The sequence below is a fragment of the Microbacterium kyungheense genome (assembly GCF_006783905.1).
Lineage (GTDB): Bacteria > Actinomycetota > Actinomycetes > Actinomycetales > Microbacteriaceae > Microbacterium > Microbacterium kyungheense.
Genome location: NZ_VFPE01000001.1, coordinates 698704 through 722670 on the forward strand (window position 1 = coordinate 698704; position 23967 = coordinate 722670).

Annotated in this window: 13 protein-coding genes (1 of these 13 only partly in view); 10 read left to right on the forward strand and 3 right to left on the reverse strand. The window is 71.8% G+C overall.

Annotated features, from left to right (window positions below):
- Positions 1-9447 carry the end of an ICP22 family protein gene (locus tag FB391_RS03080; RefSeq protein WP_141892809.1) on the forward strand. The gene continues 23250 nt to the left of window position 1, outside the view, so the window shows 9447 of its 32697 coding nt (coding positions 23251-32697); the start codon falls outside the window, past its left edge; its stop codon occupies positions 9445-9447.
- Positions 9448-9483: 36 nt separating this feature from the next.
- On the opposite strand, the gene FB391_RS03085 is transcribed toward FB391_RS03080, so the two are convergent.
- A complete protein-coding gene (locus FB391_RS03085) occupies positions 9484-9720 on the reverse strand; it encodes a tautomerase family protein (RefSeq protein WP_141892810.1) in 237 nt (78 codons plus the stop codon).
- A 54-nt stretch (positions 9721-9774) separates the two neighbouring features.
- Here FB391_RS03085 and FB391_RS03090 point away from each other — a divergent pair, with 54 nt between their 5' ends.
- The gene (locus FB391_RS03090; RefSeq protein WP_141892811.1) at positions 9775-10215 is read left to right on the forward strand and encodes a nitroreductase family deazaflavin-dependent oxidoreductase; all 441 of its coding nucleotides are present in this window, start codon (positions 9775-9777) and stop codon (positions 10213-10215) included.
- Positions 10212-10955: a formylglycine-generating enzyme family protein gene (locus tag FB391_RS03095; RefSeq protein ID WP_141892812.1), complete on the forward strand. Its 744-nt coding sequence runs from the start codon at positions 10212-10214 to the stop codon at positions 10953-10955. Before FB391_RS03090 ends, FB391_RS03095 begins: the two co-directional genes overlap by 4 nt.
- A gap of 64 nt (positions 10956-11019) precedes the next feature.
- On the opposite strand, the gene FB391_RS03100 is transcribed toward FB391_RS03095, so the two are convergent.
- The gene (locus tag FB391_RS03100) at positions 11020-12504 is read right to left on the reverse strand and encodes an NCS2 family permease (protein WP_141892813.1); all 1485 of its coding nucleotides are present in this window, start codon (positions 12502-12504) and stop codon (positions 11020-11022) included.
- A 128-nt stretch (positions 12505-12632) separates the two neighbouring features.
- On the opposite strand from FB391_RS03100, the gene FB391_RS03105 reads away from it, so the two are divergent.
- The 7 genes from FB391_RS03105 to FB391_RS03135 all read left to right on the forward strand — a co-directional run bounded on the left by FB391_RS03105 (position 12633) and on the right by FB391_RS03135 (position 22946).
- Positions 12633-14267: a cell division protein PerM gene (locus FB391_RS03105; RefSeq protein WP_141892814.1), complete on the forward strand. Its 1635-nt coding sequence runs from the start codon at positions 12633-12635 to the stop codon at positions 14265-14267.
- Between the two features lie 4 nt (positions 14268-14271).
- Entirely contained in the window at positions 14272-14874 is a 603-nt protein-coding gene (gene purN, locus FB391_RS03110) for a phosphoribosylglycinamide formyltransferase (RefSeq protein WP_141892815.1), read from the forward strand.
- A gap of 40 nt (positions 14875-14914) precedes the next feature.
- The gene (gene purH / locus FB391_RS03115; RefSeq protein ID WP_141892816.1) at positions 14915-16519 is read left to right on the forward strand and encodes a bifunctional phosphoribosylaminoimidazolecarboxamide formyltransferase/IMP cyclohydrolase; all 1605 of its coding nucleotides are present in this window, start codon (positions 14915-14917) and stop codon (positions 16517-16519) included.
- 177 nt (positions 16520-16696) lie between these two features.
- Positions 16697-18283 (forward strand): DNA-3-methyladenine glycosylase 2 family protein, encoded by a 1587-nt coding sequence (locus tag FB391_RS03120; RefSeq protein ID WP_141892817.1) that lies wholly within the window; start codon positions 16697-16699, stop codon positions 18281-18283.
- Positions 18280-18789: a methylated-DNA--[protein]-cysteine S-methyltransferase gene (locus FB391_RS03125; RefSeq protein ID WP_141892818.1), complete on the forward strand. Its 510-nt coding sequence runs from the start codon at positions 18280-18282 to the stop codon at positions 18787-18789. Before FB391_RS03120 ends, FB391_RS03125 begins: the two co-directional genes overlap by 4 nt.
- A 420-nt stretch (positions 18790-19209) precedes the next feature.
- Positions 19210-21138, forward strand: a complete 1929-nt coding sequence (locus tag FB391_RS03130; RefSeq protein ID WP_141892819.1) for an ABC transporter ATP-binding protein — start codon at positions 19210-19212, stop codon at positions 21136-21138.
- Positions 21135-22946 carry an ABC transporter ATP-binding protein gene (locus tag FB391_RS03135; protein WP_141892820.1) on the forward strand — a complete coding sequence of 604 codons (1812 nt, stop codon included), beginning with the start codon at positions 21135-21137 and terminating at the stop codon, positions 22944-22946. The genes FB391_RS03130 and FB391_RS03135 overlap by 4 nt, the downstream gene beginning before the upstream one ends.
- An 87-nt stretch (positions 22947-23033) precedes the next feature.
- Here FB391_RS03135 and FB391_RS03140 read toward each other — a convergent pair whose 3' ends face one another.
- Entirely contained in the window at positions 23034-23942 is a 909-nt protein-coding gene (locus FB391_RS03140; protein ID WP_141892821.1) for an N-acetylglucosamine kinase, read from the reverse strand.
- Positions 23943-23967: the final 25 nt, after the last annotated feature.

Here is a 23967-nt window from a genome sequence, read left to right on the forward strand (position 1 = left end):
TCCACCGTCGACGCGGGCATCGCGACGGGCACCACGGTCCGCGCCGGCGGCGACGTGTCGGTGCGGGCGACCTACGGTGAGGACACCGAGGGCATCGCCTCCACCGGCCAGGTCGGGGCCGTGTCGGTCGGCGGACAGATCCTGGTGCTCGACACCGACGCCCGCCAGACCGCGCACATCGACGACGGCGTGGTGATCCCCGTCGCGGGCGGAATCGTCTCGGCGGATGCCGCCGCCGACCGCGACGTGCGCCCGCTGTCGCTGGGGCTCGCGATCGCCCTCGCCGCGGCCGGTGCGGCGGTGGCCACCGCCGACGTCCGGGGCGACACCGTCGGACGCATCGGCTCCGTCTTCATCGGCAGCGCCGCCGCCCCCGCCGGCGGGCTGCGGATCACCGCCGTCTCCGACATCTCCGTGCCGGTCACGGCCTTCTCCGTGTCGGTCGGCCTCGCGGGCAGCGGGATCGGCGCCGGTGCGATCGCCGACATCACCGGGCGCACCGCGGCCGAGTTCGCCGGCGTCGCGCACCTCAGCGGCGGGGCGACGATCACCGCCGACGCCCGCAACGTCATCGATGCCGACACGGTCAACGTGCAGGTCGGCGCGGTCGCGATCGGCGTCACGCTCGCGCACGCCACCATCACGCGCGAGACGACGGCGACAGCCGTCGACGGCTCATGGATCTCGGCGGGGGGCGCCATCGCGATGCGCGCCACCTCCCGCAACCGCGCGGACGCCTACACGCCCGGAGGCAGCCTCTCGGCCATCTCGGCCACCTTCATGAACCCCGAGGCACTCATCTCCGGGCGCACCGAGGCGATCTTCCGGGCCGATGTCGCGGCATCCGGATCCCTCACCGTCGACGCCGAGGGACAGAACCAGGCGCTCGCGGCAGCGTTCGTCATCGGCATCGGACTCCTCGGCAGCGGGCAGGGCGTCGAGGCGAGCGCCGAGGTGACCGCGGCGGCCGTGGTGCGCGCGGTCATCGAGCTCGGAACGGTCTTCAGCAACGGCCTCGTGGCGGCACGCTCCCGCATCCTCACCGACGGCGGCTCGGGCAACGTCGCGAGCGCGGGCATCACCGCCGGATCCGGCGGTCTGGTGTCGGGCGGCGGCTACGTCGCGACGGCGTTCCTGCGCGGCGCGACGACAGCCGAGGTCTCCGGCGTCATCGGCGGCTCGGGGTCGGTCGAGGTGCGCAGCACCGCGACCAACCGTGCGGCGGCCGAGACGTTCACCGCCGGCTTCGGCGGCATCCTCCAGGTGAGCGTGGCCTACGCCGAGTCCGAGATCGCCGCCTCGGCGGCCACCCGCGCATCGATCTTCTCGCCCGTGTGGTCCGGCGGCGCGACGACCGTGGCCGCGACCGCCGACAACACGGCGGACGTCGATTCGGATGCCGCGACCATCGGCTTCATCAACGCCAATGTCCGCGTCATCAGCGCCACGATCGCCGCAGCGACCCGTGCCGAGCTCCGCGCGGGACTCGTCGGCAACGGCCTGACCGTCGAGGCTCGCGGCACGAATCTCGCGACAGCCTCGGCCGCGTACATCGAGGCGGGCCTCTACAACGGCGGGTTCGGGTCGGCCCTCGCGATCGTCACCGACGCCGCGGGCATCACCGCAGAGGTCGCCGCCGGGAGCGCGGACGTGCGGGGCGGCAACGGAGCCGTGGCGGTGACCGCGTGGTCGGCGAACACCGCGAAGACCGACATGAAGAAGGTCTCCGTCGCGGGCCTCGACATCAACGGCCTGCTGCCGCGGGCGACCGTCGCCGCCGCCACCGGCGCGCTGTTCGCGGCCGGTCCGGCGACGTCGACCTCGTTCGCGGTCGCCGCGTCGTCGCGCAACGCCGTGGACGCGACCGCCGAGCTGACCTCCATCGCGATCATCGGGGTGAGCGGCACGGTGGCCGCCGCCACGATCGCCGAATCGGCGGCCACGACCGCGTCCGTCTCGTCGGGCGTCATGCTCGCCGCGTCGGGCGCCGTCTCGCTGCTCGCCGAGAGCCGCGACGGCACGCACGCGCTGGCCGGCATCGACAGCGCCGGCGGGGGAGCCGTCAAGGCCGGAGTCGTGGTGGCGCAGGCCGTCATCGCGGCACCTGTCACCTCCGCGTTCGACGGCACGATCATCAGATCGACGGGCGTGTCGGTCCGCGCCGTCGGCAACGCGAAGGCCGACGCGACGATCGAGGCCGTGGGGATCGCCCTCGTCGGCATCACCGGCTCCGTCGTCGACGCCGAGGTGTACGGCTCGGCCGCCGTCTCGTCCCGGTACGGCGCGGGGATGCTCGTCACCAGCGGCGCCGTGCTCGTCGAGACGGTGCTCACCGCGACGGCGACCGCTCAGAGCGACCTCGTCTCGGGCGGCCTGCTCGTCGTCGGCGTCTCGGTGCCGACGGCCAGGATCGCCGCCGCCGCCGTGGCCGATGCTGCGCCGCGTCAGGTCGGCGGCACGTCGCTCGCCGTCCGTGCCACCGCGAACCGCGCCGTCTCGGCCACCTCCGGCAGCCTCGCGCTCGGCGTGATCGCCGTGAGCATCTCCAGTGCCGAAGCGCTCATCACGGACGCGGCCGTCACGCGGGCGCGGGTGCATGACGGCGCGACGGTGCACGCCCCGGCCGCGGCGATCTCGGTCGACGCGGCCGCGACGAACTCGGCCACCGCGGCCGGCGGCGGGGTCAACGGCGGAGCCATCACCGTCGGCGTCGCCGAGCCGAAGGCGTTCGTCGACTCGTCCACTCTGGCCCACTTCGCCGCCACCGTCGCGAGCGCCGCCTCGCTCGGCGTGCACGCCGTGACCTCCGACACGGCGACCGCCAAGCTCGCCAGCACCGCCGTCGGCGCGATCACCATCGACTCCGGCGCGGCGTGGGCCCGCGTACGTCCGGTCGCCGAGGCCGTCATCGGCGCCGGCACGCCCATCGTGGTCTCGGGCGACATCGACGTCCGCGCGGCGGCCCAGCCGGTGTCGCGCTCGTTCGCCGAGAACTTCTCGGCGGCCGCCCTCGCCGTGTCGTCGAACAGCGCGCTCGCCGAGACGTACCCCACCGTGCGCCTGTCGGTCGCGAACGGCACGACGCTGTGGGCCGGGGGAGCGGTGACGCTGACGGCGCACCAGAACTCGGCGACCCCGCCGCCGCTGCCGGTCTACGCGTTCGACGCGGTGACGGGCGTCGACCTCGGCACGAACACGATCACGCTCTCGGGCGCCCACACGCTCGACGACTCCGCCACCGTGCGGTACGACCGGAGCGGCGGGACGGCGGTCGGCGGTCTGACCGACGGCGCCAAGTACGGCGTGATCGTGGTCTCGCCGACGCAGATCCAGCTGGGGGCGGCGTTCGAGGCGGCGCAGATCGACCCCGCGAACGACGTCATCACCTTCATCCGGCAGCACGGGTTCGTCGACGGGCAGCGCGTCTTCTACACCGCGTCGGGCTTCGGCGTCGCCGGTCTCATCAACGGTCACGCGTACCGGGTCCGCGTGCTCGACGACTTCCGCGTCCAGCTCATCGACGCCGACACCCCGTCCGCACCGGTCGAGTTCGACGGCGGGGACGTCGACGATGCGACCGGTCTGATCAACGCCCCCAACTCGTACAGCGACGGGCAGATGGTGCAGTACCTGGCCGCCGCCGCGCGCGCCTCGTTCTACAGCACCCGTGTGGACATCGTCGTCGACGCCCAGGGAAGCCCCATCCAGGTCGGCAGCCCGCCGACGTTCCAGACCGAGGACAACAACGTCATCGCCGTCCGCGAGCACGGGCTGAACACCGGCGACGCCGTCGTCTACCGCTCGACCGGCGGCGCGCTGGGCGGCCTCGCCCAGGACACGACGTACTGGGTCATCCGCATCGACGGCAACCGCATCCAGCTCGCCGACAGCCAGTGCCACGCACTGGGCACCTGCGACGACGGCGGTGGCGGCTTCATCCCGGTCACCGCGCTCGGGCTCGCTCCCGACGTGTCCGAGGCCGGCCGGAGCATCATCCACCAGCTGTTCGCACCGGGCCAGCAGCCCATCGGAGGCCTCCAGAACGGCGGCGTGTACGAGGTGTGCAACGCGACACCGACCTCGTTCGGCCTGAAGCTCGTCGAGTTCCTGGGCGTGTGCATCAACCGCCCGCTGACGGCGAACGGCAGTGTCGGCACCAGCAGGTTCGTCCCGGCGATCGTCGATCTCGGCCCGGCGCTCGGCGGCGGAAAGCTCGTCGTCGACCTCACCGCCGCAGGCAGCGGCACGCAGCACCTGCAGGTCGCCACGATGGCGCCGTCACTGCCGTCGGGCACCTACTCCGAGGCGAAGGTCGCGGGCGACGGCGGCGGCTTCATCCAGGTCGGCGCGACGCGCCCGCGCGTCGTCGTCGATGCCGCGCTGGACCTCACGATCGGCGACGGCGCCAAGATCGTCGCCGGCGGCGAGATCGGCGTCCACGCACTCAACACCGCCGCCGCCGTGGCCGACGGCACGTCCGGCGGCCTGGGATTCATCTCCATCACCCACGCGCGAGCGGTCGTGAGCGCGAAGGCGACGACGACGGTGTCGGTCCGGCCGGGAACCGAGCTCTCGACCACGGGCGGCAGCGTCACCATTGACCCGCTCACCCTCGCCAGCGGCAACGCGTACGCGTACTCCGACGCGGGCGGGTTCGGCCACGGCACCGAGGCGCAGACGCGCGCGGATCTCGGCACCACGTCGCACGTGACCCTCGACGGCCGCATCACCGCGTGGAACGACATCGCGGCGTCGTCGTCGACCGCGATGCAGTCCGAGCTCCGCGCCGGCGCCTCGGGCGGATCGTTCGCGGGAAGCTCGACGTCGGGCGACTGCGGCGGCGACCCGTGCCACATCGTGGCGAACAACGACGCGACCCTCACGGTCGGCGGCGCCGCGCACCTCGAAGCCGACAATGTGACGCTCCAGGCGCAGATGATCACGACGAGCCTGCTCGATCACAACCGGTCCAACGGCGACGGCGCGTTCGAGGACTCGGACGCCCGCTCCGAAGTCACCCTCACCTCGAACGCCCACGTCCAGCTGGTCAGCGGCGCGAAGATCATCGGCTACCAGACGGTGACGATCCGCGCCCAGCATCTCGACGTGCGCCTCGTCGCCGACGCCCGTGCCTCGTGCGGCTGCTTCGGCGGCGACAGCGACGCCGACGCGGTCGTCCGCTACAACGCGACGTCGTCGGTGACCGGCGAGGCGGGAGTCCGGATCCGCACCGCGACCCTCCGCGTCGAGGCGCTGCACCTGCAGGTGGTCGTCGATCCCCGGGCCTCGACCGACGGCGGCTTCATCGACTTCGGCGGCGACGACAACAGCGCCGACGACAACCGGCACCGCTGGATCGTCTGGAACGCCGATGTGGTGCTGCACGCGCCGAACCCGACCCTCGTGGTCGACAGCGGCGGCAGGATCGTCAAGAAGTACGCCGTCACCGTGCGCGACGACCTCGGCGCCGTGTACGCCCTGGGCCAGACCATCCCGGAGGGGCGCGAGATCGTCGTCGACCCGATCGAGAACAACGGCGGCGGCTCGGCGACGTACTTCGTGAACAACCCGGCGGGATCGCAGATCGGCACCCTCACCGGCGACCAGGGCACGCTGCAGGTCCAGAACACGTTCGACTTCGTGCGGCTGCACAACTTCTCCAGCCGACTGCTCCGCGTAGGCGCCATCAGCGTCGTCAACCTCGACGACGTCGGCGCCACGGTCGAGGTGCAGGCCGAGGAGTCGTCCGCCTTCCGGTTCCACATCGGGCGTCCGCTCTTCCTCCCGACGTTCGTCGACATCGCGAACTGGGCGGGCCCCGGCACACCCGACATCATCCTGAACGGCTACATCGACAACCCGATCGGCACGACGCGCGTGATCGACGAGCACGGCGACATCTGGGCCGAGGGCAGCGGCAGCATCCGCACCAACATCGCCCAGCTGCACGCGAACCAGGGCACCATCGGGGCGAGCTTCACCTTCCTGGGCGTCGCGATCCGCCTGCCGATCCCCGTCGTGCTGGTGCAGAGCGACTACCTCGTCGACGATGTCGACCCGACGCGCCCGGTCGCGCTCGTCGCCGACGCGCGCGACGACGTCGTGCTGGACCTCACCTATGTCGCCCGGATGCCGCTCGGGTCGCCGTACGCGGGCACCGCCTTCGCGCCGGTGCTCGGCCCCATCCACGCCGGCGACGACATCGACCTCCTCGTGAACGACTCGCTCTCCGGCTCGGACGCCCCGGTGATGTCGTCGTACTGGGTGCAGGTCGACGTCACCCACCCGCCGTCGAACACGACGGTCCCGCCGACCGGGCTGTACCACACGTACTTCCACCCCGACCCGGGTCCGTGGGGCGGTTTCGACGATCCCGTGCTCGTCGCGTGGGGGACCGTGAACCAGCTCGCCGACAGCGACTACACGTTCAGCGACCTGAGCGCCGGCGACGACATCGTGGTGCGGCATCCGTCCACCGCCGCGAACATCTCGTTCGTCGTGTTCTCGGACGTCGACGCGACGCTGTTCAGCCTGCGGTTCCCGGCGCAGCAGTATTCGACGCAGAACGGCGACGGCGAGATCACGCTCCACACCAACGGCTTCATCCGCGACGAAGAGACGATCTCGGACCTGCGCGTGGGCACGATCACCTCGACGGCAGAGGACGTCTTCCTCCGCACCATGCAGGACACCGCGTCGATCCTCGACGAAGGCACCATCGACGACGGCACGCCGCGCGTCGCGGGACGCAGCATCGTGATGATCGCGGGACTCGTGTCGGGCCGGATCGGCGGACCCGATGTCGACCCGACCGGCACCGACCCCACCGACACCGCGCCGGACTTCCTCGAGATCCGCTCGTCGCTGTCGTCGCGCGGATCGGTGATCGCGCTCGCCGCCGGCGACATCCTGCTCGACCAGGTGGCGGGGACGCTGTTCGTCGCCCTCGTGCAGTCGCTCACGGCGGACGTGGCGCTGCGCACGCGAGCCGGGGGGATCCAGGCGGATGCCCCGACCGGCGTCGTGCGGGTCGTGGCGCGCGACCTCGACCTCATCGCCGTCGGCGGAACCATCGGCGCCGACAGCGCCGACCGCTCCGCCGACCTCGTGGTCGACACGGGGACCGGCTCACGGCTCTACGCGCTGTCGCTGCCCGGTGACGCCGTCATCTTCGTCCCGCCGACGGGCATCTTCATCACGGAGGCGACCGGGTCCCTCATCGTGCTGCGCGCAGAGGCGGCCACCGGGGACGTGCGCCTGACGGTGCCGTTCGTGGCGGGCGGCGAAGACGAGAGCCTCTTCGTCATCACCGAGGGCCGCACCATCGACGAGCTCGTGACGATGACCGAGGGACGCATCGTCGCCGGCGGCGACGTCACCCTCCTCGTGGGGCAGGACGTCGTCGCGCCGCTGCTCACCCTCACCGAGGGATCGACCGTGACCATCCGCGCCTCGTTCGGCAAGACCTCGGCGCTGGACGGCGGCTCGCTGCTGTACTTCGGCGGCACGGTCACCGGAGACCCGATCCGGATGTACGGCGGCCTCGGCGACGACACCTTCCTCTTCGACGCGACGATCGTGAACGGGCCCCTGTCCGTGTTCGGCGACGAGGGCGACGACGGCATCTTCTTCGACCACGCGCAGGTGAACGGCCCGGCGCGGCTGTTCGGCGCCGCCGGCGACGACGGGTTCTTCTTCACCGAGGCCGAGATGAACGGCCCGGTGCAGATCTTCGGTGCCGCCGGCGACGACCACTTCTTCCTGCTCGACACGCTCCTCGGCGGCCACACCGAGGTCTTCGGCGACGATCCCGCCGACCCGCTCGCGCTGCAGGGTGACGACACGTTCGAGGTGTGGTGGCTGCGGACCATGACCGGCACGCACGTCGCGGCGGCGGGCGACGACTTCGCCGGCACCCCGGTGCGCGATGCGCTGGTCCTGTGGGGCCACGGCGGCGACAACGACTTCCGCATCCAGACCTGGGGCGGCGATGACGCCCTCGGTCACGACTACCGCATCATCGTGCGCGGCGGCGGCGCCCGCACGGGCCTCAACACCCTCACGATCGATGGGACGGATGCCGCGGACCTGTTCCTGTTCCGCGCGCTCGCGGGCGTCGCCGAGCATCCCGACACCCGTCGTGCGGCGTTCGTCGCCCAGCTCAACCTGACGGCCGCGACGGCCGAGACGGTGGTCTACGACGAGGGGATCAACGCGCGCCTGACCGTGAACGGCTACGACGGCGACGACGTCTTCGTGTTCGACGACAACAGCGCCATCACGACCGTGTACGGCGGCGACGGCGACGACACCTTCGTGGTCGGGCAGTTCTTCGCGACGCCGCGCATCGAGCCCGACGTGCAGCCGGGCAGCGCGTTCGAGACGGTCGAGACCGAGTTCGGCAACGCGAGCGCCGGCGTCACGTTCCCGACCGTGCTGTACGGCGGCGAGGGCGCCGACCGGTTCGTCATCAACGGCCACCGTGCCGAGCTGAGGGTCGAGGGGACGACGGGGGCGGACGCGTTCCACCTGCTCGTGGTGCGACTGCTCGCCGGCGGCTATCGCCAGAACGGGTTCCTGTCGCTCGACGGCGGCGCAGGCACCGCCACGGTGCAGGTGCTCGCGACGGCGGCGGCGCCGGGCCTCGCCGTCGCGCTGAAGTCCATCGTCGGTGCCGGCCTGCTGGCGAAGCTGTACCACGTGGCACTCCCGACCCACGTGGTCGCGCCCGTGGTGATGGCGGTGCCGGTGGTGCTGCCGGCAGAGGACGCCGTGCCGCCGGTGCCGCTGGTCATCCCGGTGCCGCCGCAGGTCCCGGGTGCCGGCGAGGTCGTCATCGTCGAGTCCGACGGCACCACGACGCTGCAGAGCGGTGTCAAAGAGACCGACAGCTACACGATCGCGCTGTCCAGCCCGCCGACGGCACGCGTCTACATCACGATCTCGGCGGCCTATGGCGGCGGCATCCCGTACGCGCAGGTCTCGATCGACGGCGGACTGACCTTCCACGATCAGGTCGTGCTCGTGTTCGAGATCGGCGAGACCGGGCCCAAGACGGTGATCGTGCGGCTGCTGCCGACCACCGATCCGCACCCGTTCCCGTCGCTCCTGACCGCCGCGCCCACCAACGAACCCGGGCCGGGCATGGTGGTCGAGACCGTGAGCCACACCGTCGTCAGCGACGATCCGGTCTACGACGCAGCTGCCGCGCGGAACGTCTACATCAACGCCCCGGCCGACGTGCCGGACGAGCCCGGGAACCCCGGCGAGCCGGAGGAGCCCGCACAGCCGGGCGGTGCCGGCGGGCCGGGAGCGGCGGCGGGCGGCAGCGAGGGCGGCCTGGCCGCGACAGGCACCGCGGGCATCGAGGGCTGGCTGCTGTCCGGGCTCGGCATCCTGCTCCTGGGCCTGCTGCTCCTCGTCGTGCGCCGACGCCGTCAGGCCTGAGACGACGCCGTCAGGCCTGAGCCGAGGCGGCGGAGGTCAGTCCGCGGCGGACGCACCGCCGAAGCGCGAGACCTGACCGGCGCGGTCGGCGTCCTCGCTCGCGAGCACGCCGCCGTTCGCGACGAAGTCGGCGGCGACCTCTTCGAACATGATGCGCACGTCCTGGCGGCGGGCGCCGAGCGCCTCGACTGCGGCATCGGTGACCAGTTCGGCGAAGCGGCGGCGCTGATCGACGGTGCGCCCGGGCAGGAGTTCGACTCTCATGTTCGGCATAGCTCGACGATAGGCGAGCGCCTGGCCTCGTCGCGCCGGCTTTACGCTGGTGGCATGCCGTTGACCGGGGAGTACCAGCCGTCCACGTCCGAATGGGCCCGCACGCAGGCCGAGAAGTACGAGGCGTCCGGCGGCGCAGAGGCGAACACGTTGCGCGGCGTGCCCATCATCGTGCTGACGACCGTGGGGGCGAAGTCCGGCGCGCTGCGCAAGACGGCGCTCATGCGCGTGGAGCACGGCGGCCGGTACGCGGTCGTCGCGTCCAAGGGCGGAGCACCCGACGAGCCCAAGTGGGCCGAGAACATGCGCCGGCACGCGCACGTCGAGCTGCAGGACGGCGACGTCAAGCGCGACTACGACGCCCGTGAGGTCTCGGGCGACGAGCGCGCCGAGTGGTGGGAGCGCGCCACGGCGGTGTGGCCGGACTACGCGAACTACCAGACCAAGACCGACCGCCTGATCGCGCTGTTCGTGCTCGAGCCGCGGGACGCGTGACCGACATCGAGCTCGCCCGCATCCCGGGCGGCACGGTGACGCTGCACGACGCCCGCCGCAAGGTGCGCCGGGACGTGGAGCTGGAGCCCTTCGAACTCGGCGTGTACGCGGTGACGCAGGAGCAGCTCGCCGAGCTGCTGGGCGAGGCCGCGCGTCGCCCGCGGCGTCCCGCCGTCGACGTCAGCTGGCAGCGCGCGATCCGCTTCTGCAACGCCGCCTCGGAGTGGGAGGGGCTCGACCCGGCGTACGCGTTCGACGGCGAGGACGTCACGTGGCACGTCGACGCCGACGGCTACCGACTGCCCACCGAGGCGGAGTGGGAGCACGCGTGCCGCGCCGGTTCGACGGGTCCGCACTACGGTCCGCTCGCCGAGGTCGCGTGGACGAGCACCGACGGCCTCACCGAACCTGCCGAGGTCGGCGGTCGCCTGCCCAACCTTAACGGGCTCTTCGACACGCTCGGCAACGTGTGGGAGTGGTGCTGGGACCTCCTGGACCCGGCACGCTATGCGGACTACCGCGTCTTCCGCGGCGGGGGCTTCGCCGACGACGCCTGGAGCGTCCGTGCCTCGACCCGTCGCGGCGGCCCGCCCCGCTCGCACCATGACGACGTCGGCTTCCGCGTCGCGCGAGGCGGCTTCGACGGCGAGGGCGCCGCCCAGGGGTGGTCGGCACGCGTCGACGCCGAGCGCGCCGATCCCGACGGTCCGCTGCCCCTCGGCTGGACGCCGCTGCGCTGACCCCCGCAAAGAGAAGTGGATGCCGACGGCCTGGGCCGCCGGCATCCACTGGTCTTCGGTCCGATCAGCCCGCCAGGAGCTGCTCGATCGGCCCGCGTGCGAAGTAGATCGCGAAGCCTGCGGCGACCACCCACAGCAGGGGGCTGATCCCGCGGGCCTTGCCGCTCAGGGAGCGGATGACGACCCAGGCGACGAAGCCCGCGCCGATGCCGTTCGCGATCGAGTAGGTCAGCGGCATGACCACGACGGTGAGGAACACCGGCAGCAGGATGGAGAAGTCGCTCAGGTCGAGGTCGCGGATCTGCGCCATCATCATCGCGCCGACGATCACCAGAGCGGCGGCGGCGACCTCGCTGGGCACGATCTGCGCCAGCGGCGTGAGGAACATCGCGAGCAGGAACAGCACGCCGGTGATCACGTTCGCGAACCCGGTGCGCGCGCCTTCTCCGATGCCGGAGCCCGATTCGATGAAGACGGTGTTCGACGAGCCGGAGGTGAGGCCACCGGCGATCGCGCCGACACCTTCCACGACGAGCGCGCTCTTCAGACGGGGGAAGTTGCCCTTCGCGTCCGCGAGGCCCGCCTCCTTCGAGAGGCCGGTCATGGTGCCCATGGCGTCGAAGAAGTTCGTGAACACGAGGGTGAAGACGAGCATGATGACCGTGAGGAAGCCGACCTTGCTGAAGTCGAAGCTCACGTCGCCGACGAGGCTCAGGTCGGGGAGTGCGAACAGGCTGCCGTTCAGCGCCGGAACCGACAGGCCCCAGCCGCCGGGGTTGTCGACGGACGAGCCGAGGTGCCAGATCGCCTCGATGATGACGGCCAGGACCGTGCCCGAGACGAGGCCGATGAGCAGTGCACCCTTGACCTTGCGCGCGACGAGGATGCCCGTGAGCAGCAGCGTGACGACGAAGACGACCGTCGGGATCGTGGCGATGGAGCCGGCGATGCCGAGGCCGACGGGAGGGGAGTTCTGGCCGGTCGCGGTCACGAAGCCCGCGTCGACGAATCCGATGAACGCGATGAACAGGCCGATGCCGACCGTGATCGCGATCTTCAGCTCGTACGGCACGGCGTCGAAGATCAGCCGCCGCAGGCCGGTGGCCGCCAGGAGCACGATGATGACACCGTTGATGACCACCATGCCCATCGCCTCGGGCCACGTGACCTGCCCGACGACGCTGAACGCCAGGAACGAGTTGATGCCCAGGCCCGCGGCGAACGCGAAGGGCAGGCGCGCGACGAGTCCGAAGAGGATCGTCATGACACCGGCGGTCAGCGCGGTGACGGCGGCGACGGCCGGGAACGCGAGGTTGTTCCCCGCGACGTCGGTGCCGGCCGACAGGATGATCGGGTTCAGCACCACGATGTAGGCCATCGTGATGAAGGTGACGACACCGCCGCGCACCTCGGTGCCGATGGTCGAGCCCCGCTTGGTGATCTCGAAGAACCGGTCGAAGCCGTTCTTCGGCTCCGCGGTCGCGGTGTCGGGCGCGGGAGTGGGATCGGTTGCGGTGCCGCTGTGGGGCGCGGGCGAGTCTGTGCTCATGTGTGGGGACCTCCGAGCAGAAACGTTAGTCGCTCGCGGGCGAACCTGGGTATTGCCTGAATGGATGCCGCACCCCGCCGCGCGGGCGCCCCGGGGCTCGCAGCGGTCCGAAGTAGGGTCGAGTGCGCATGCACCGCCTCATCGTCGCCCTCCTGTCCGCCGTCGACGCCGCCATCGCGGCGGCGGTCGGCCTTGCCGCGACCCTCGCCCCGCTCACGCTGCTGTGGGTGTTCGGGTTCGGCGGAGGCGCCGACTGGGGAGTGCTCTGGCCGGCGGGCGTCTCGGTGTGGCAGCTCGGCAACCTCGTGCCCCTTCACATCACGCTCCCGCCCGAGTACCTCGCCGCGACGGGGATCGACGCGGATGCGGCATCCTTCGTCCTCTCTCTCGCTCCGCTCGCGTTCGCGACGTTCACGGCGGTGTTCGCCGCCCGTTCGGGGGCGCGCGCGTCGCACGCCGACGCCTGGGTCACCGGCGTGGCGACGTCGACCACGGTCTTCGCGGCGCTGACCGCGGGTGCGGCGCTCACCGGTGCGAACGAGGTGGCCGGCGTGACGCTGTGGCAGGCGGTGCTCTTCCCGGTGCTGGTGTTCGCGATCCCGGCGCTCGTCGCCGCCGTCGTCACGGAGTGGCGCGAGGCGGGCTCGGGGGCGGTGGCACGCGTGCGCGACGCCGTCGAAGCGCGGCCGCACGGCTGGGGCCGCACGCCCGCCCTCATCGCGCGTGGCGGCACTGTCGTCGTGGCCGGCATCATCGGCGCCGGTGCGCTCGTGCTCGCCGTGGCGCTGTTCGTCCGCTCAGGCCAGATCGTGGCGCTGTTCCAGGCCGCCGGCGTCGACCCGGCCGGGTCCGCCGTCATCACGATGGCGCAGCTCGCCTACCTGCCGACCCTCGTCGTGTGGGGCATGTCGTTCGTCGCCGGTCCGGGCTTCGCGGTCGGCTCCGGCACGGCCGTCTCGCCCGCCGGGACACAGGTCGGCGTCGTGCCCGGCATCCCGGTGCTCGGGGTCGTTCCCGAGAGCACGACGACCTGGCTCATGCTGCTCGCACTCGTGCCGGTCGCGCTGGGCGCGCTCGCAGGCTGGATCGTCCGGTCCCGCCTGGTGGAGCGTGCCGTCGGCAGGATGCCGCAGCCCGTGGTCCGCGACGAGCCCGCGTCGTCGCGGTTCGATGCCGACAAGACGGCGGCGCTGTCAGGGCTGCTCGCGTCGGCGCCCGTCATCGAACCCGAACCCGCTCCTGACGACGAGCCCCGCGAGCAGGCGAGCGCGGCCGCGCGCTTCGTCATGGCGCTCGGCATCGCGGTCGTGAGCGCCGCCGCGGCCGGCCTGCTGTCGTTCCTCGCCTCGGGGTCGCTCGGCCCCGGCCGCCTCGCCGAGTTCGGTCCCCAGCCCGGGCCGGTCGCGCTCGCGGTCGGCATCGAGGTGATGATCGGCGCCGCCATCCTGCTGCTGGCGCCGCTCGGACGACAGGGCGCCCGCGGGGGCCGGCACGACGAGGGCGGCGACGAGGCGGCATCCGCCACGTCGGTGTCGTCCCTGACGCGCGACCAGCATCCGGACGAGCCCACGCCGGCCGCCGACGCCCCGCACATCCCCGACTTGGACGACACGGCCGACCTGGCGGCGATCACCGCGGCATGGAGCGGGCTGCGCACGCCGTCGGCGCCCGCGGGCCGTCCCGCCGCCTCCACGAAGGACCGGCAGCCCGCCCCCGGGCCCGAGGCGGTGACCGAGCCGATCGATCTGCCCCGGCTAGACTAGGGACGTGCTCACGGTCGCCGTCCTCATCTCGGGCACAGGGTCGAATCTGCGCGCTCTGCTCGACGCGGTGGCCGACCCCGAGTTCCCCGCCCGCATCGTCGTCGTCGGCGCCGATCGAGAGGCCGAGGGCTTCGCGCACGCCGAGGACTACGGCATCCCGACCTTCATGGTGCCGTTCGCGCGCTTCGCGACCCGCGAAGAGTGGGGTTCGGAGCTCGCCGAGCAGCTGGACGTGTGGCAGCCCGACCTCGTCGTGCTGAGCGGGCTCATGCGCCTGCTGCCGGCCGATCTCGTCGACGCCTGGTCGCCGCGCATCATCAACACCCACCCGGCATACCTGCCCGAGTTCCCCGGCGCCCACGGCGTGCGCGACGCGCTCTCCGCCGGCGTCGTGCAGACCGGCGCCAGCGTCATCATCGTCGACAACGGGGTCGACTCGGGGCCGATCCTCGCCCAGGAGCGCGTACCCGTGCTGCCGGGTGACGACGAGCACGCCCTGCACGAGCGAATCAAGCCCGTCGAACGCCGCCTGCTCATCGACGTGGTGCGCCGCGTCGCGACGGGCGACCTCGATCTCGCGGCGGTGTCCGCGAGCGCCCCGCTCTGACCCCCACCCCACGATCTGACGCCCCACAAGGAGAACCGACATGGCCGGACCGAGCCACGACCCCGCCCTGTACCGTCCCCGCGATGTCGTCCCGGTCCGCCGGGCCCTCGTGTCGGTGAGCGACAAGACCGATCTGCTGGAGCTCGGTGAGGCCCTCGCCGCCGCCGGCGTCGAGATCGTGTCGACGGGCGGGTCGGCCTCGCTCCTTCGCGAAGCGGGTCACGAGGTCACGGACGTGTCGAGCGTCACCGGCTTCCCCGAGTCGCTCGACGGCCGCGTCAAGACGCTCCACCCCGGCGTGCACGCCGGGCTCCTCGCCGACCTCCGGCTCGAAGACCACGAGCGGCAGCTGGCCGAGCTCGGCATCGCGCCGTTCGAGCTCGTCGTGGTGAACCTGTACCCGTTCGTCGAGACCGTGCGCTCGGGCGCTCAGGGCGACGACGTCGTCGAGCAGATCGACATCGGCGGCCCCGCCATGGTGCGCGCGTCGGCGAAGAACTTCGCCAACGTCGCGATCGTCACCTCGCCGTCGTCGTACCCGGCCGTCATCGAGGCGGTCCGCGCGGGCGGCACCACCCTGGTGCAGCGCCGCGAGCTCGCCGCGCGCGCGTTCGCGCACACCGCCGAGTACGACCGTGCCGTCGCGACGTGGTTCTCCGAGGGCACGCTCCTCGAAGAGGACCTGCCCGCGCACCTCACGATCAAGGCCGAGCGACTGGCCACGCTGCGCTACGGCGAGAACTCGCACCAGCGCGCCGCCATCTACACCCGCAACGGCGGCCACGGCATCGCGCAGGCCACGCAGCTGCAGGGCAAGGAGATGTCGTACAACAACTACGTCGACGCCGATGCCGCGCTGCGCGCCGCGTTCGACATGGTCAAGCCGGCCGTCGCGATCATCAAGCACGCCAACCCGTGCGGCATCGCCGTCACCGCGCCGAACGCGCTGGACCCCATCGCGAGCGCCCACCTGCGCGCCCACGAGTGCGACCCGGTCTCGGCGTACGGCGGCGTCATCGCGGCGAACGGCACCGTCACGCTCAAGATGGCCGAGAACCTCAAGGACATCTTCACCGAGGTGATCGTGGCGCCCGCGTTCGAGCCCGCGGCGCTGGAGGTCTTCAAGGCGAAGAAGAACCTGCGGCTGCTGCAGCTGCCCGAGGACTGGCAGCAGGAGCGCATGGACGTGCGCCTGGTGTCGGGCGGACTGCTGCTGCAGGACGCGGACCGGTTCCCCGACGACATCGAGTCGGTCGCGAAGGACTGGCAGCTGGTGTCGGGCGAGCGCCCGGCCGACGACGAGATGACGAACCTCATCTTCGCGTGGAAGTCGTGCCGCGCCGTGAAGTCGAACGCGATCGTGCTGGCCAAGGGATCGGCGACGGTGGGCATCGGCATGGGCCAGGTCAACCGCGTGGACTCGTGCCGGCTCGCCGTCGAGCGCGCCGGTGACCGGGCCGCGGGCTCGGTCGCGGCATCCGACGCCTTCTTCCCCTTCGCCGACGGCCCGCAGGTGCTGATCGACGCCGGCATCACCGCCATCATCCAGCCCGGCGGGTCGGTCCGCGACGACGAGGTCATCGCCGCGGCGAAGGCCGCCGGCGTGACGATGTTCTTCACCGGCGAGCGCCACTTCTTCCACTGAGCTCGTCGCCTTCTCACCGCGAGGGGTCATCTGTCGGACCAGGATGCGGGGACCACCCGCTCTCTCGTCGACCAGATGGCCCCTCGCGGATGACGGCGCGAATGGCTGGTCGCCGGCATCCACCGTCGTGTCCGATTTCCGCGAGCTGATGTCGGGGGAGCGTGTCAGGCTAGGGGCATGAGCCTGGCTGTGGCACCCGACGCGTCGAGAGACGCATCCATGTCGTTCGATGAGAGGTATCGCGCGATCGACTCGCGCGACGCCCGGTTCGACGGCCAGTTCGTCACGGCGGTGCGCTCCACCGGGATCTACTGCCGGCCGAGCTGCCCCGCGCGCACGCCCAAGCCGTCGAACGTCACGTTCTATCCGACGAGCGCCGCCGCCCACGAGGCGGGCTACCGCGCCTGCAAGCGGTGCCTTCCCGAGGCGGCGCCCGGATCGCCGCAGTGGAATCTCCGCGGCGACACCGCCGGCCGCGCGATGCGCCTCATCGCCGATGGCGTCGTCGAGCGCGAGGGCGTGCCCGGCCTCGCGAGCCGCCTCGGGTACTCGCCGCGCCACCTCACGCGGCTGCTCACCGCCGAGCTGGGGGCCGGTCCGCTCGCGCTCAGCCGTGCGCACCGCGCCCAGACCGCACGCATGCTGCTCGTCGGCACCGACCTCTCCGCCGCCGACGTCGCGTTCTCGTCGGGGTTTGCGAGTGTGCGCCAGTTCAACGACACGATCCGCGAGGTGTTCGGGATGCCGCCGACCGAGCTGCGCGCCCGCCGCCCGGCGTCGCGCCGGCTCGCCGCGCCCGCACCCGGTGTGACGATCGACCTCGCTCTGCCGTACCGGGGGCCGCTCGATGCGGACGGGCTGTTCGCCTGGATGGCCGCGCGCGCGGTGCCGGGGGCCGAGGTCGCCACCGCGTCGTCGTTCGCCCGTACGCTCCGACTGCCGCACGGGCCGGTGTGGTTCGAGCTGCGTGCCGACGACGGGGGCCGCGTGCGGCTGCGCGCCGCCCTGTCGAGCCTCGCCGACCTGTCGACGCTGGTCACGCGGGCACGGCGGCTGTTCGACCTCGACGCCGACCCGATCGCCGTGGACGAGTCGCTGTCGCGGCACGCCGAGCTCGCACCGCTCGTCGCCGCGCTGCCCGGCATCCGCGTACCGGGTGCCGCCGATCCGCACGAGATGCTCATCCGCGCCATGGTCGGGCAGCAGATCACGGTGGTCGCCGCGCGCACCGCCCTGACGGCGCTCACCGCCGTGCTCGGCGACGAGGTGCCGGCATTCGCCGGGATGATGCCGCCGGATGCGCCGGCGCCGCGACTGTTCCCGACGATGGCGGCGATCGCCGAGCGCGGGCACGAAGTGCTCCGCGGGCCGGCCGCGCGCATCCGGGCGATCACGGGGACGGCCGCAGCCCTCGCCGACGGCACGCTCACGCTCACCGCCGGTGACGACGCGATCGAGCAGCGCGCGGCCCTGCTCGCGATGCCGGGCATCGGTCCGTGGACGGCTGACTACGTGCGCATGCGCGTACTGGCCGACCCGGACGTCTTCCTCCCGGGCGATGTCGCCGTCCGCGCCGGCGCCGCGGCGGCCGGGCTCCCCTCAGAACCGCGTCCGCTCACCGACTGGGCCGCGCGCACGGCGCCATGGCGCAGCTATCTCACCGCACATCTGTGGCGTGCGGTGCCGCCGAAGCCGGCCCCGCGACGCCGGGCAGCGCAATCCTCGACCCGAATCCTCGAAACGACCACCGGAGGCCTCTCATGAGCACCGCGACCATCCAGACCATCGACACCCCCGACGGCGCGTTCACGCTCCTCGCCGACGAGCGCGGTCACGTGCTCGCGTCGGGCTGGACCGCGGATCGGGACGCGATCCTGGCGCGGCTGAGCGGCGCGACGCGTCCGACCGACGTGCGCGAGAAGGAGACGGATGCCGCCGCCGCCGTCGCCGCGTACTACGCCGGCGATCTCGCGGCCATCGACGAGGTGCCCGTCGCGCAGCACGGCACCGCCATGCAGCTGGCCGGATGGCGGGCCCTGCGCACGATCGCGCCCGGGCGCCCGCTGGCCTACTCCGAGTTCGCGGTGCTCCTGGGCTCGCCGAGCGCGGTGCGGGCCGCGGCATCCATCTGCGCACGCAACGCCCCGGCGCTGTTCGTGCCATGCCATCGGGTGCTGCGCACCGACGGCTCGCTCGGCGGGTTCGCCTGGGGGCTGCCGGTCAAGCAGCGCCTGCTCGACCGCGAGGCGGGGGTGCCGGCGCTGGTCTGACGCGGGGGAGGTTGAGCGCAAAGACTTTCCGGGGGTGCGGAAAGCGCTTGTTGCGCTCAGCCTTTTCTCAGGTATACCCTGGAGGGCTGGCGTGTCGTTTCGACGGCACCCAGCCCTTATCCCACGATCCGAGGAGGAAGCCATGTCTCAGGCCATCGTCACCACGAAGCCGATTGTCTTCCTCCCTGCCATCGCCGGGACGACGCGCGTCGACTACGCCGGGTAACTCCCCGAGCCGACCTCCGCAGATCGGCCGCCCACCGCGGCTCCGCTGCTTGGCGACAAGCAGACGGCATACGATCGCCCGTCCTCGCGTTCTGGCCCTCCAGGACGACGCATCAGCGCCCCCACCGATGTGTTCTCGGCGCGCCCTTCCCGCGGCATCCGCTCGCACCTTCGCACCACCACCCCACAAGGATCATGACCTCGTCTTCCGCTGAGAGACTCTCCACCCCGCGGGCACTCGCCCGTCTCTACCCGTTCGTCAGACCCGCACTGCCGCGGATGATCGGCGGATTCTTCGCCGCGCTCGGCGCCGCGGTGATGACCCTCATCATCCCGCTCGTGCTGCAGGCCGTCGTCGACGGCCCGATCCAGTCGGGCAACCTCACCGTCATCGTGTGGGCGTCCGTCGGCGTGCTCGTGCTGGGCACGCTCGAAGCGCTGTTCATCTTCCTGCGTCGCGCCTTCGTGCTCACTCCCGGCACCGCCGTCGAGTACGAGATCCGGCAGCAGTTCTACCGCCGCCTGCAGCGGCTGCCCGTCGCCTTCCACGACAAGTGGCAGTCGGGCCAGCTGCTCAGCCGCATGATGCAGGACATCAACCTCATCCGCCGGTGGCTGGTCTTCGGTCTGATCCTGCTGATCGTCAACGTGCTGACGATCCTGGTCGGGTCCGTCCTGCTGTTCCGCTGGCACTGGTCGCTCGGCGTGACGTTCCTCGTCGTGTCGATCCCGCTGTGGTTCTTCGGCTACCGCTTCGAGCGCAACTACGGCGTCCTCGCGCGCCAGAGCCAGGACCAGGCCGGCGACCTCGCGACCTCGGTCGAAGAGAGCGTGCACGGCATCCGCGTGCTCAAGGCCTTCGGCCGCGGCAAGCACGCTCTGCAGAAGTTCCAGCGCCAGGTCGAGACCCTGCGTGGCACCGAGCTGCGCAAGGCGCGCGAGGTCGGCGTGCTGTGGTTCTGGCTCGAGGTGATCCCGATGATCGCCTTCGCGCTGTGCCTGCTGCTGGGCATCTGGCTCACCAGCGAGAACCAGCTGACCGTGGGCGAGCTGTTCGCGTTCTTCGCGATGGCCACCGCGATGCGCTGGCCGCTGGAGTCGCTCGGCTTCCTGTTCTCGTTCCTCGTCGACGCCCGCACCGCGACCGACCGCGTGTTCGAGGTGCTCGATGAAGAGAACACGATCGTCGACCCGGCCGCGCCGAAGACGATCCGCGACCCGAAGGGCGAGCTCGCGTTCCGCGGCGTGCACTTCCGGTACCAGGATGCCGCCGCCTCGGAGCGCGACCTGCTCGACGGCGTCGACCTCGTGCTGCGGCCGGGCGAGACGATGGCCCTCGTGGGCCTGACCGGCTCGGGCAAGACGACGCTCACCACGCTGCCCGGACGCCTCTACGACGTCACCGGCGGTACGGTCGAGCTCGACGGCGTCGACGTGCGCGACCTGCAGCTCGAAGAGCTGCGGACGCACATCTCGATGGCCTTCGAGGATGCGACGCTGTTCTCGGCGTCCGTGCGAGAGAACGTGCTGCTCGGCCGTGACGATCTCGATCTGCACAGCCCCGAGGCGCAGGCGGTCCTCGACGAGGCGCTCCAGATCGCGCAGGCGCACTTCGCGTACGAGCTGCCGGACGGCGTCGACACCACGGTCGGCGAAGAGGGGCTGTCGCTCTCGGGCGGGCAGCGTCAGCGCCTCGCCCTCGCGCGCGCGGTGGCCGCCAAGCCCGCCGTGCTCGTGCTCGACGACCCGCTGTCGGCGCTCGACGTCGACACCGAGGCGCTCGTCGAGGCCGCGCTGAGGCGCGTGCTGGCCACCACGACCGCGCTGATCGTCGCGCACCGTCCGTCGACGGTGGCGCTCGCCGACCGCGTCGCGGTGCTCGAGGGCGGCCGCATCACGGCGGTGGGGACGCACTCCGACCTGCTGCGCGACAGCGAGCACTACCGTCACGTCATCTCGAGCCTCGAGGCCGCCGCGGCGGAGGAGGACGCCGAGCAGGCCGCCGAGCAGGCGGTCGCCGAACAGGAGCAGGAGCGTGCGGCCGAGCGCGCCGCCGAAGACGCCCGCGCCCGGACCGATGCACGAGAACGCGTCACGACAGAAGAAGTGGAGGTGAACCTGTGAGCACCGTCACCGGAACCCAGGGCGAGGACCGCAACGACTACACCAAGGCCGAGAGCCGCGCGATCCGTCAGCGTTCGCTGCGCCTGCTCGGGTCGCTGCTGAAGCCGAAGCGGCCGCTCGTGGTGCTCACCGCCGTGGTGATCATCGCCTCGACGGGCCTGCGCGTGCTGGGCCCCGCCCTCATCGGGTACGGCATCAACGTGGCGCTCCCGTACGCGGTGAACGAGGCGGACTGGATGCCGGCGATCGGCGTCACGGCGATCTACATCGTGTCGGGCGTCTCGGGCGCGGCCCTCATCGGCTGGTTCGTCGTGCTGTCGGCGAAGCTCACCCAGGCGGTGCTGATGGACCTGCGGCTGCGGATCTTCCGCCACACGCAGCGCCTCAGCCTCGAGTTCCACGAGACCTACACGTCGGGTCGCATCATCTCGCGCCAGACGAGCGACCTGGAGTCGATCCGCGAGCTGCTGGACGGCGGCCTCAACCAGCTCGTGCAGGGCGCCCTGTTCGGCCTGTTCACGCTGGTGACGCTGTTCATCATCGACCCGCAGAGCGGCTTCGTGATCCTCGTCATGGGCATCCCGCTGTCGCTGCTGATGCGCTGGTTCTACCTGCAGTCGCAGAAGGGCTTCCGCGAGTCGCGCGTCGTGAGCGCGCGTCTGATCGTGCAGTTCGTCGAGACGATGACCGGCGTGCGCGCGGTCAAGGCGTTCCGCAAAGAGAAGCGCAACGACGTCGAGTTCGGCGAGGTGTCGGCCGACTACCGCCAGGTCAACCTGAAGCTCGTGAAGCTGTACGGCATCTTCGACCCGGGCCTGATCCTCCTCGCCAACATCACGATGTCGGTGGTGCTGCTGTGGGGAGCCTTCCGCGTGGTCGACGGGACGCTGCTCATCGGAACCCTGCTGTCGGCCGTGCTGTACGTGCGCAACTTCTTCAGCCCGCTGGAGGAGGTCGCGATGTTCCTGAACTCGTACCAGTCGGCCACGGCCGCGCTGGAGAAGGTCTCTGGCGTGCTGGAAGAGGAGCCGACGGTTCCCGACCCCCAGCAGCCGGTGGACCTGTGGGAGGCGAAGGGGCATCTGAACTTCGACGAGGTCCAGTTCGGGTACGGCAACGGCAAGGTGATCCTGCCGGACTTCTCGCTCGACATCCCTGCGGGGCAGACGATCGCGCTGGTCGGCACCACGGGTGCCGGCAAGTCGACCCTGGCCAAGCTCGTGTCGCGGTTCTACGACCCGACGAAGGGCGCGGTGACGCTCGACGGCGTGGACCTGCGTTCGCTGCACCCGAAGGACCTGCGCCGCGCGATCGTCATGGTCACGCAGGAGGCGTACCTGTTCAGCGGGACCGTCGCCGACAACATCGCGCTGGGCAAGCCCGACGCGACGCTCGACGAGATCAAGGCGGCGGCACGCGCGGTCGGAGCCGATGCCTTCATCGAGGATCTTCCGGACGGCTACGACACCGACGTGAACAAGCGCGGCGGCCGTGTGTCGGCAGGTCAGCGTCAGCTGATCTCGTTCGCACGCGCGTTCCTGGCGAACCCGGCGGTGCTGATCCTCGACGAGGCGACCGCTTCGCTGGACATGCCCTCCGAGCGGCAGATCCAGGACGCCCTGCAGACGCTGCTGGCCGACCGCACCGCGATCATCATCGCCCACCGCCTGTCGACGGTGGCGATCGCCGACCGCGTGCTGGTGATGGAGCACGGCCGCATCATCGAGGACGACGCCCCCGCCGCGCTCATCAGCGGCACGGGCAAGTTCGCGCAGCTGCACGCCGCGTGGCGCGAGTCCCTCGTGTAGCGCACCCTGACCGCGGATGCCCCGGCCCACCTGTCCACAACACAGGGCCGGGGCATCCGTCGTTTCCGCCGGGCGCGGCGGGGAGCGTCAGCGGCGGGCGCTCCACACGGCGGGGGCGAGGGGATGCCGCGGCCCGAGGCCGGCGAGGGCCACCGCGCCGTCGATGCCGTGCCCGCGGGGCTCGACGAGTGCCACGTCGAACTCGCTGGCCGCGATGTGCGAGGCGAACGCCTCGCGCAGCTGCGGCGAGCGGAACACGCCGCCGATCGCGCACACCGAGAAGTGCTCGGCGTCGTCGGTGCGCACGCGCCGCAGCGCGGTCTCGACGCTGTGGGCGAGCTCGCCGCCGGCGCGCACCGTGATGTGCTGCGACACCGCGTCGCCCTCGGCCGCGAGGCGGGCGACCTGCTCCGCGAACGACGCCACGACCCGGACCCGCTCGTGGTCGCCCTGCAGATCTATGTACGCCTGCGTGAGGTCCGGCCAGCGCTCCAGCGCGACGCCGGTCAGCGCCGTGGCCGGTCCGCGGCCGTCGAACTCGCGCATGACCGCGTCGAGCGCCTCGCGCCCGATCCAGTACCCGCTGCCGGCGTCGCCCATCAGGTAGCCCCAGCCGTCGACGCGCGCGACGGCGGTGGCCCCGACCGCCAAGGTGACGACGCCGGTGCCGGCGGCGACGACCGCGCCGCGGGTGTCGCCCAGTGCCCCGAGGAAAGAGGTCGTCGAGTCGTGCGCGAGAGTGACCTCGCTCACGAGCGGGTCATCGATGCGGGCGAGCAGGGCGGCGGCATCCGCCTCCCTCGTCGTCAGCCCCGACACGCCGGCCGTCACGACGGACGTCTCGGCACCTGTCCGGTCAAGGGCTGCACGGACCACGGCGGCCAGCTGCGGCAGCAGCTCCTCGTGCGTGTCGATCCCGGGGAACACGAGATCCTGCCCGCCGACGCGCACCTTGATCCCGGTCTGCCCGGCATCGATCGCGAGAACTGTGCTCATGCGGCTGCCACCCCTTCTGTCCGCT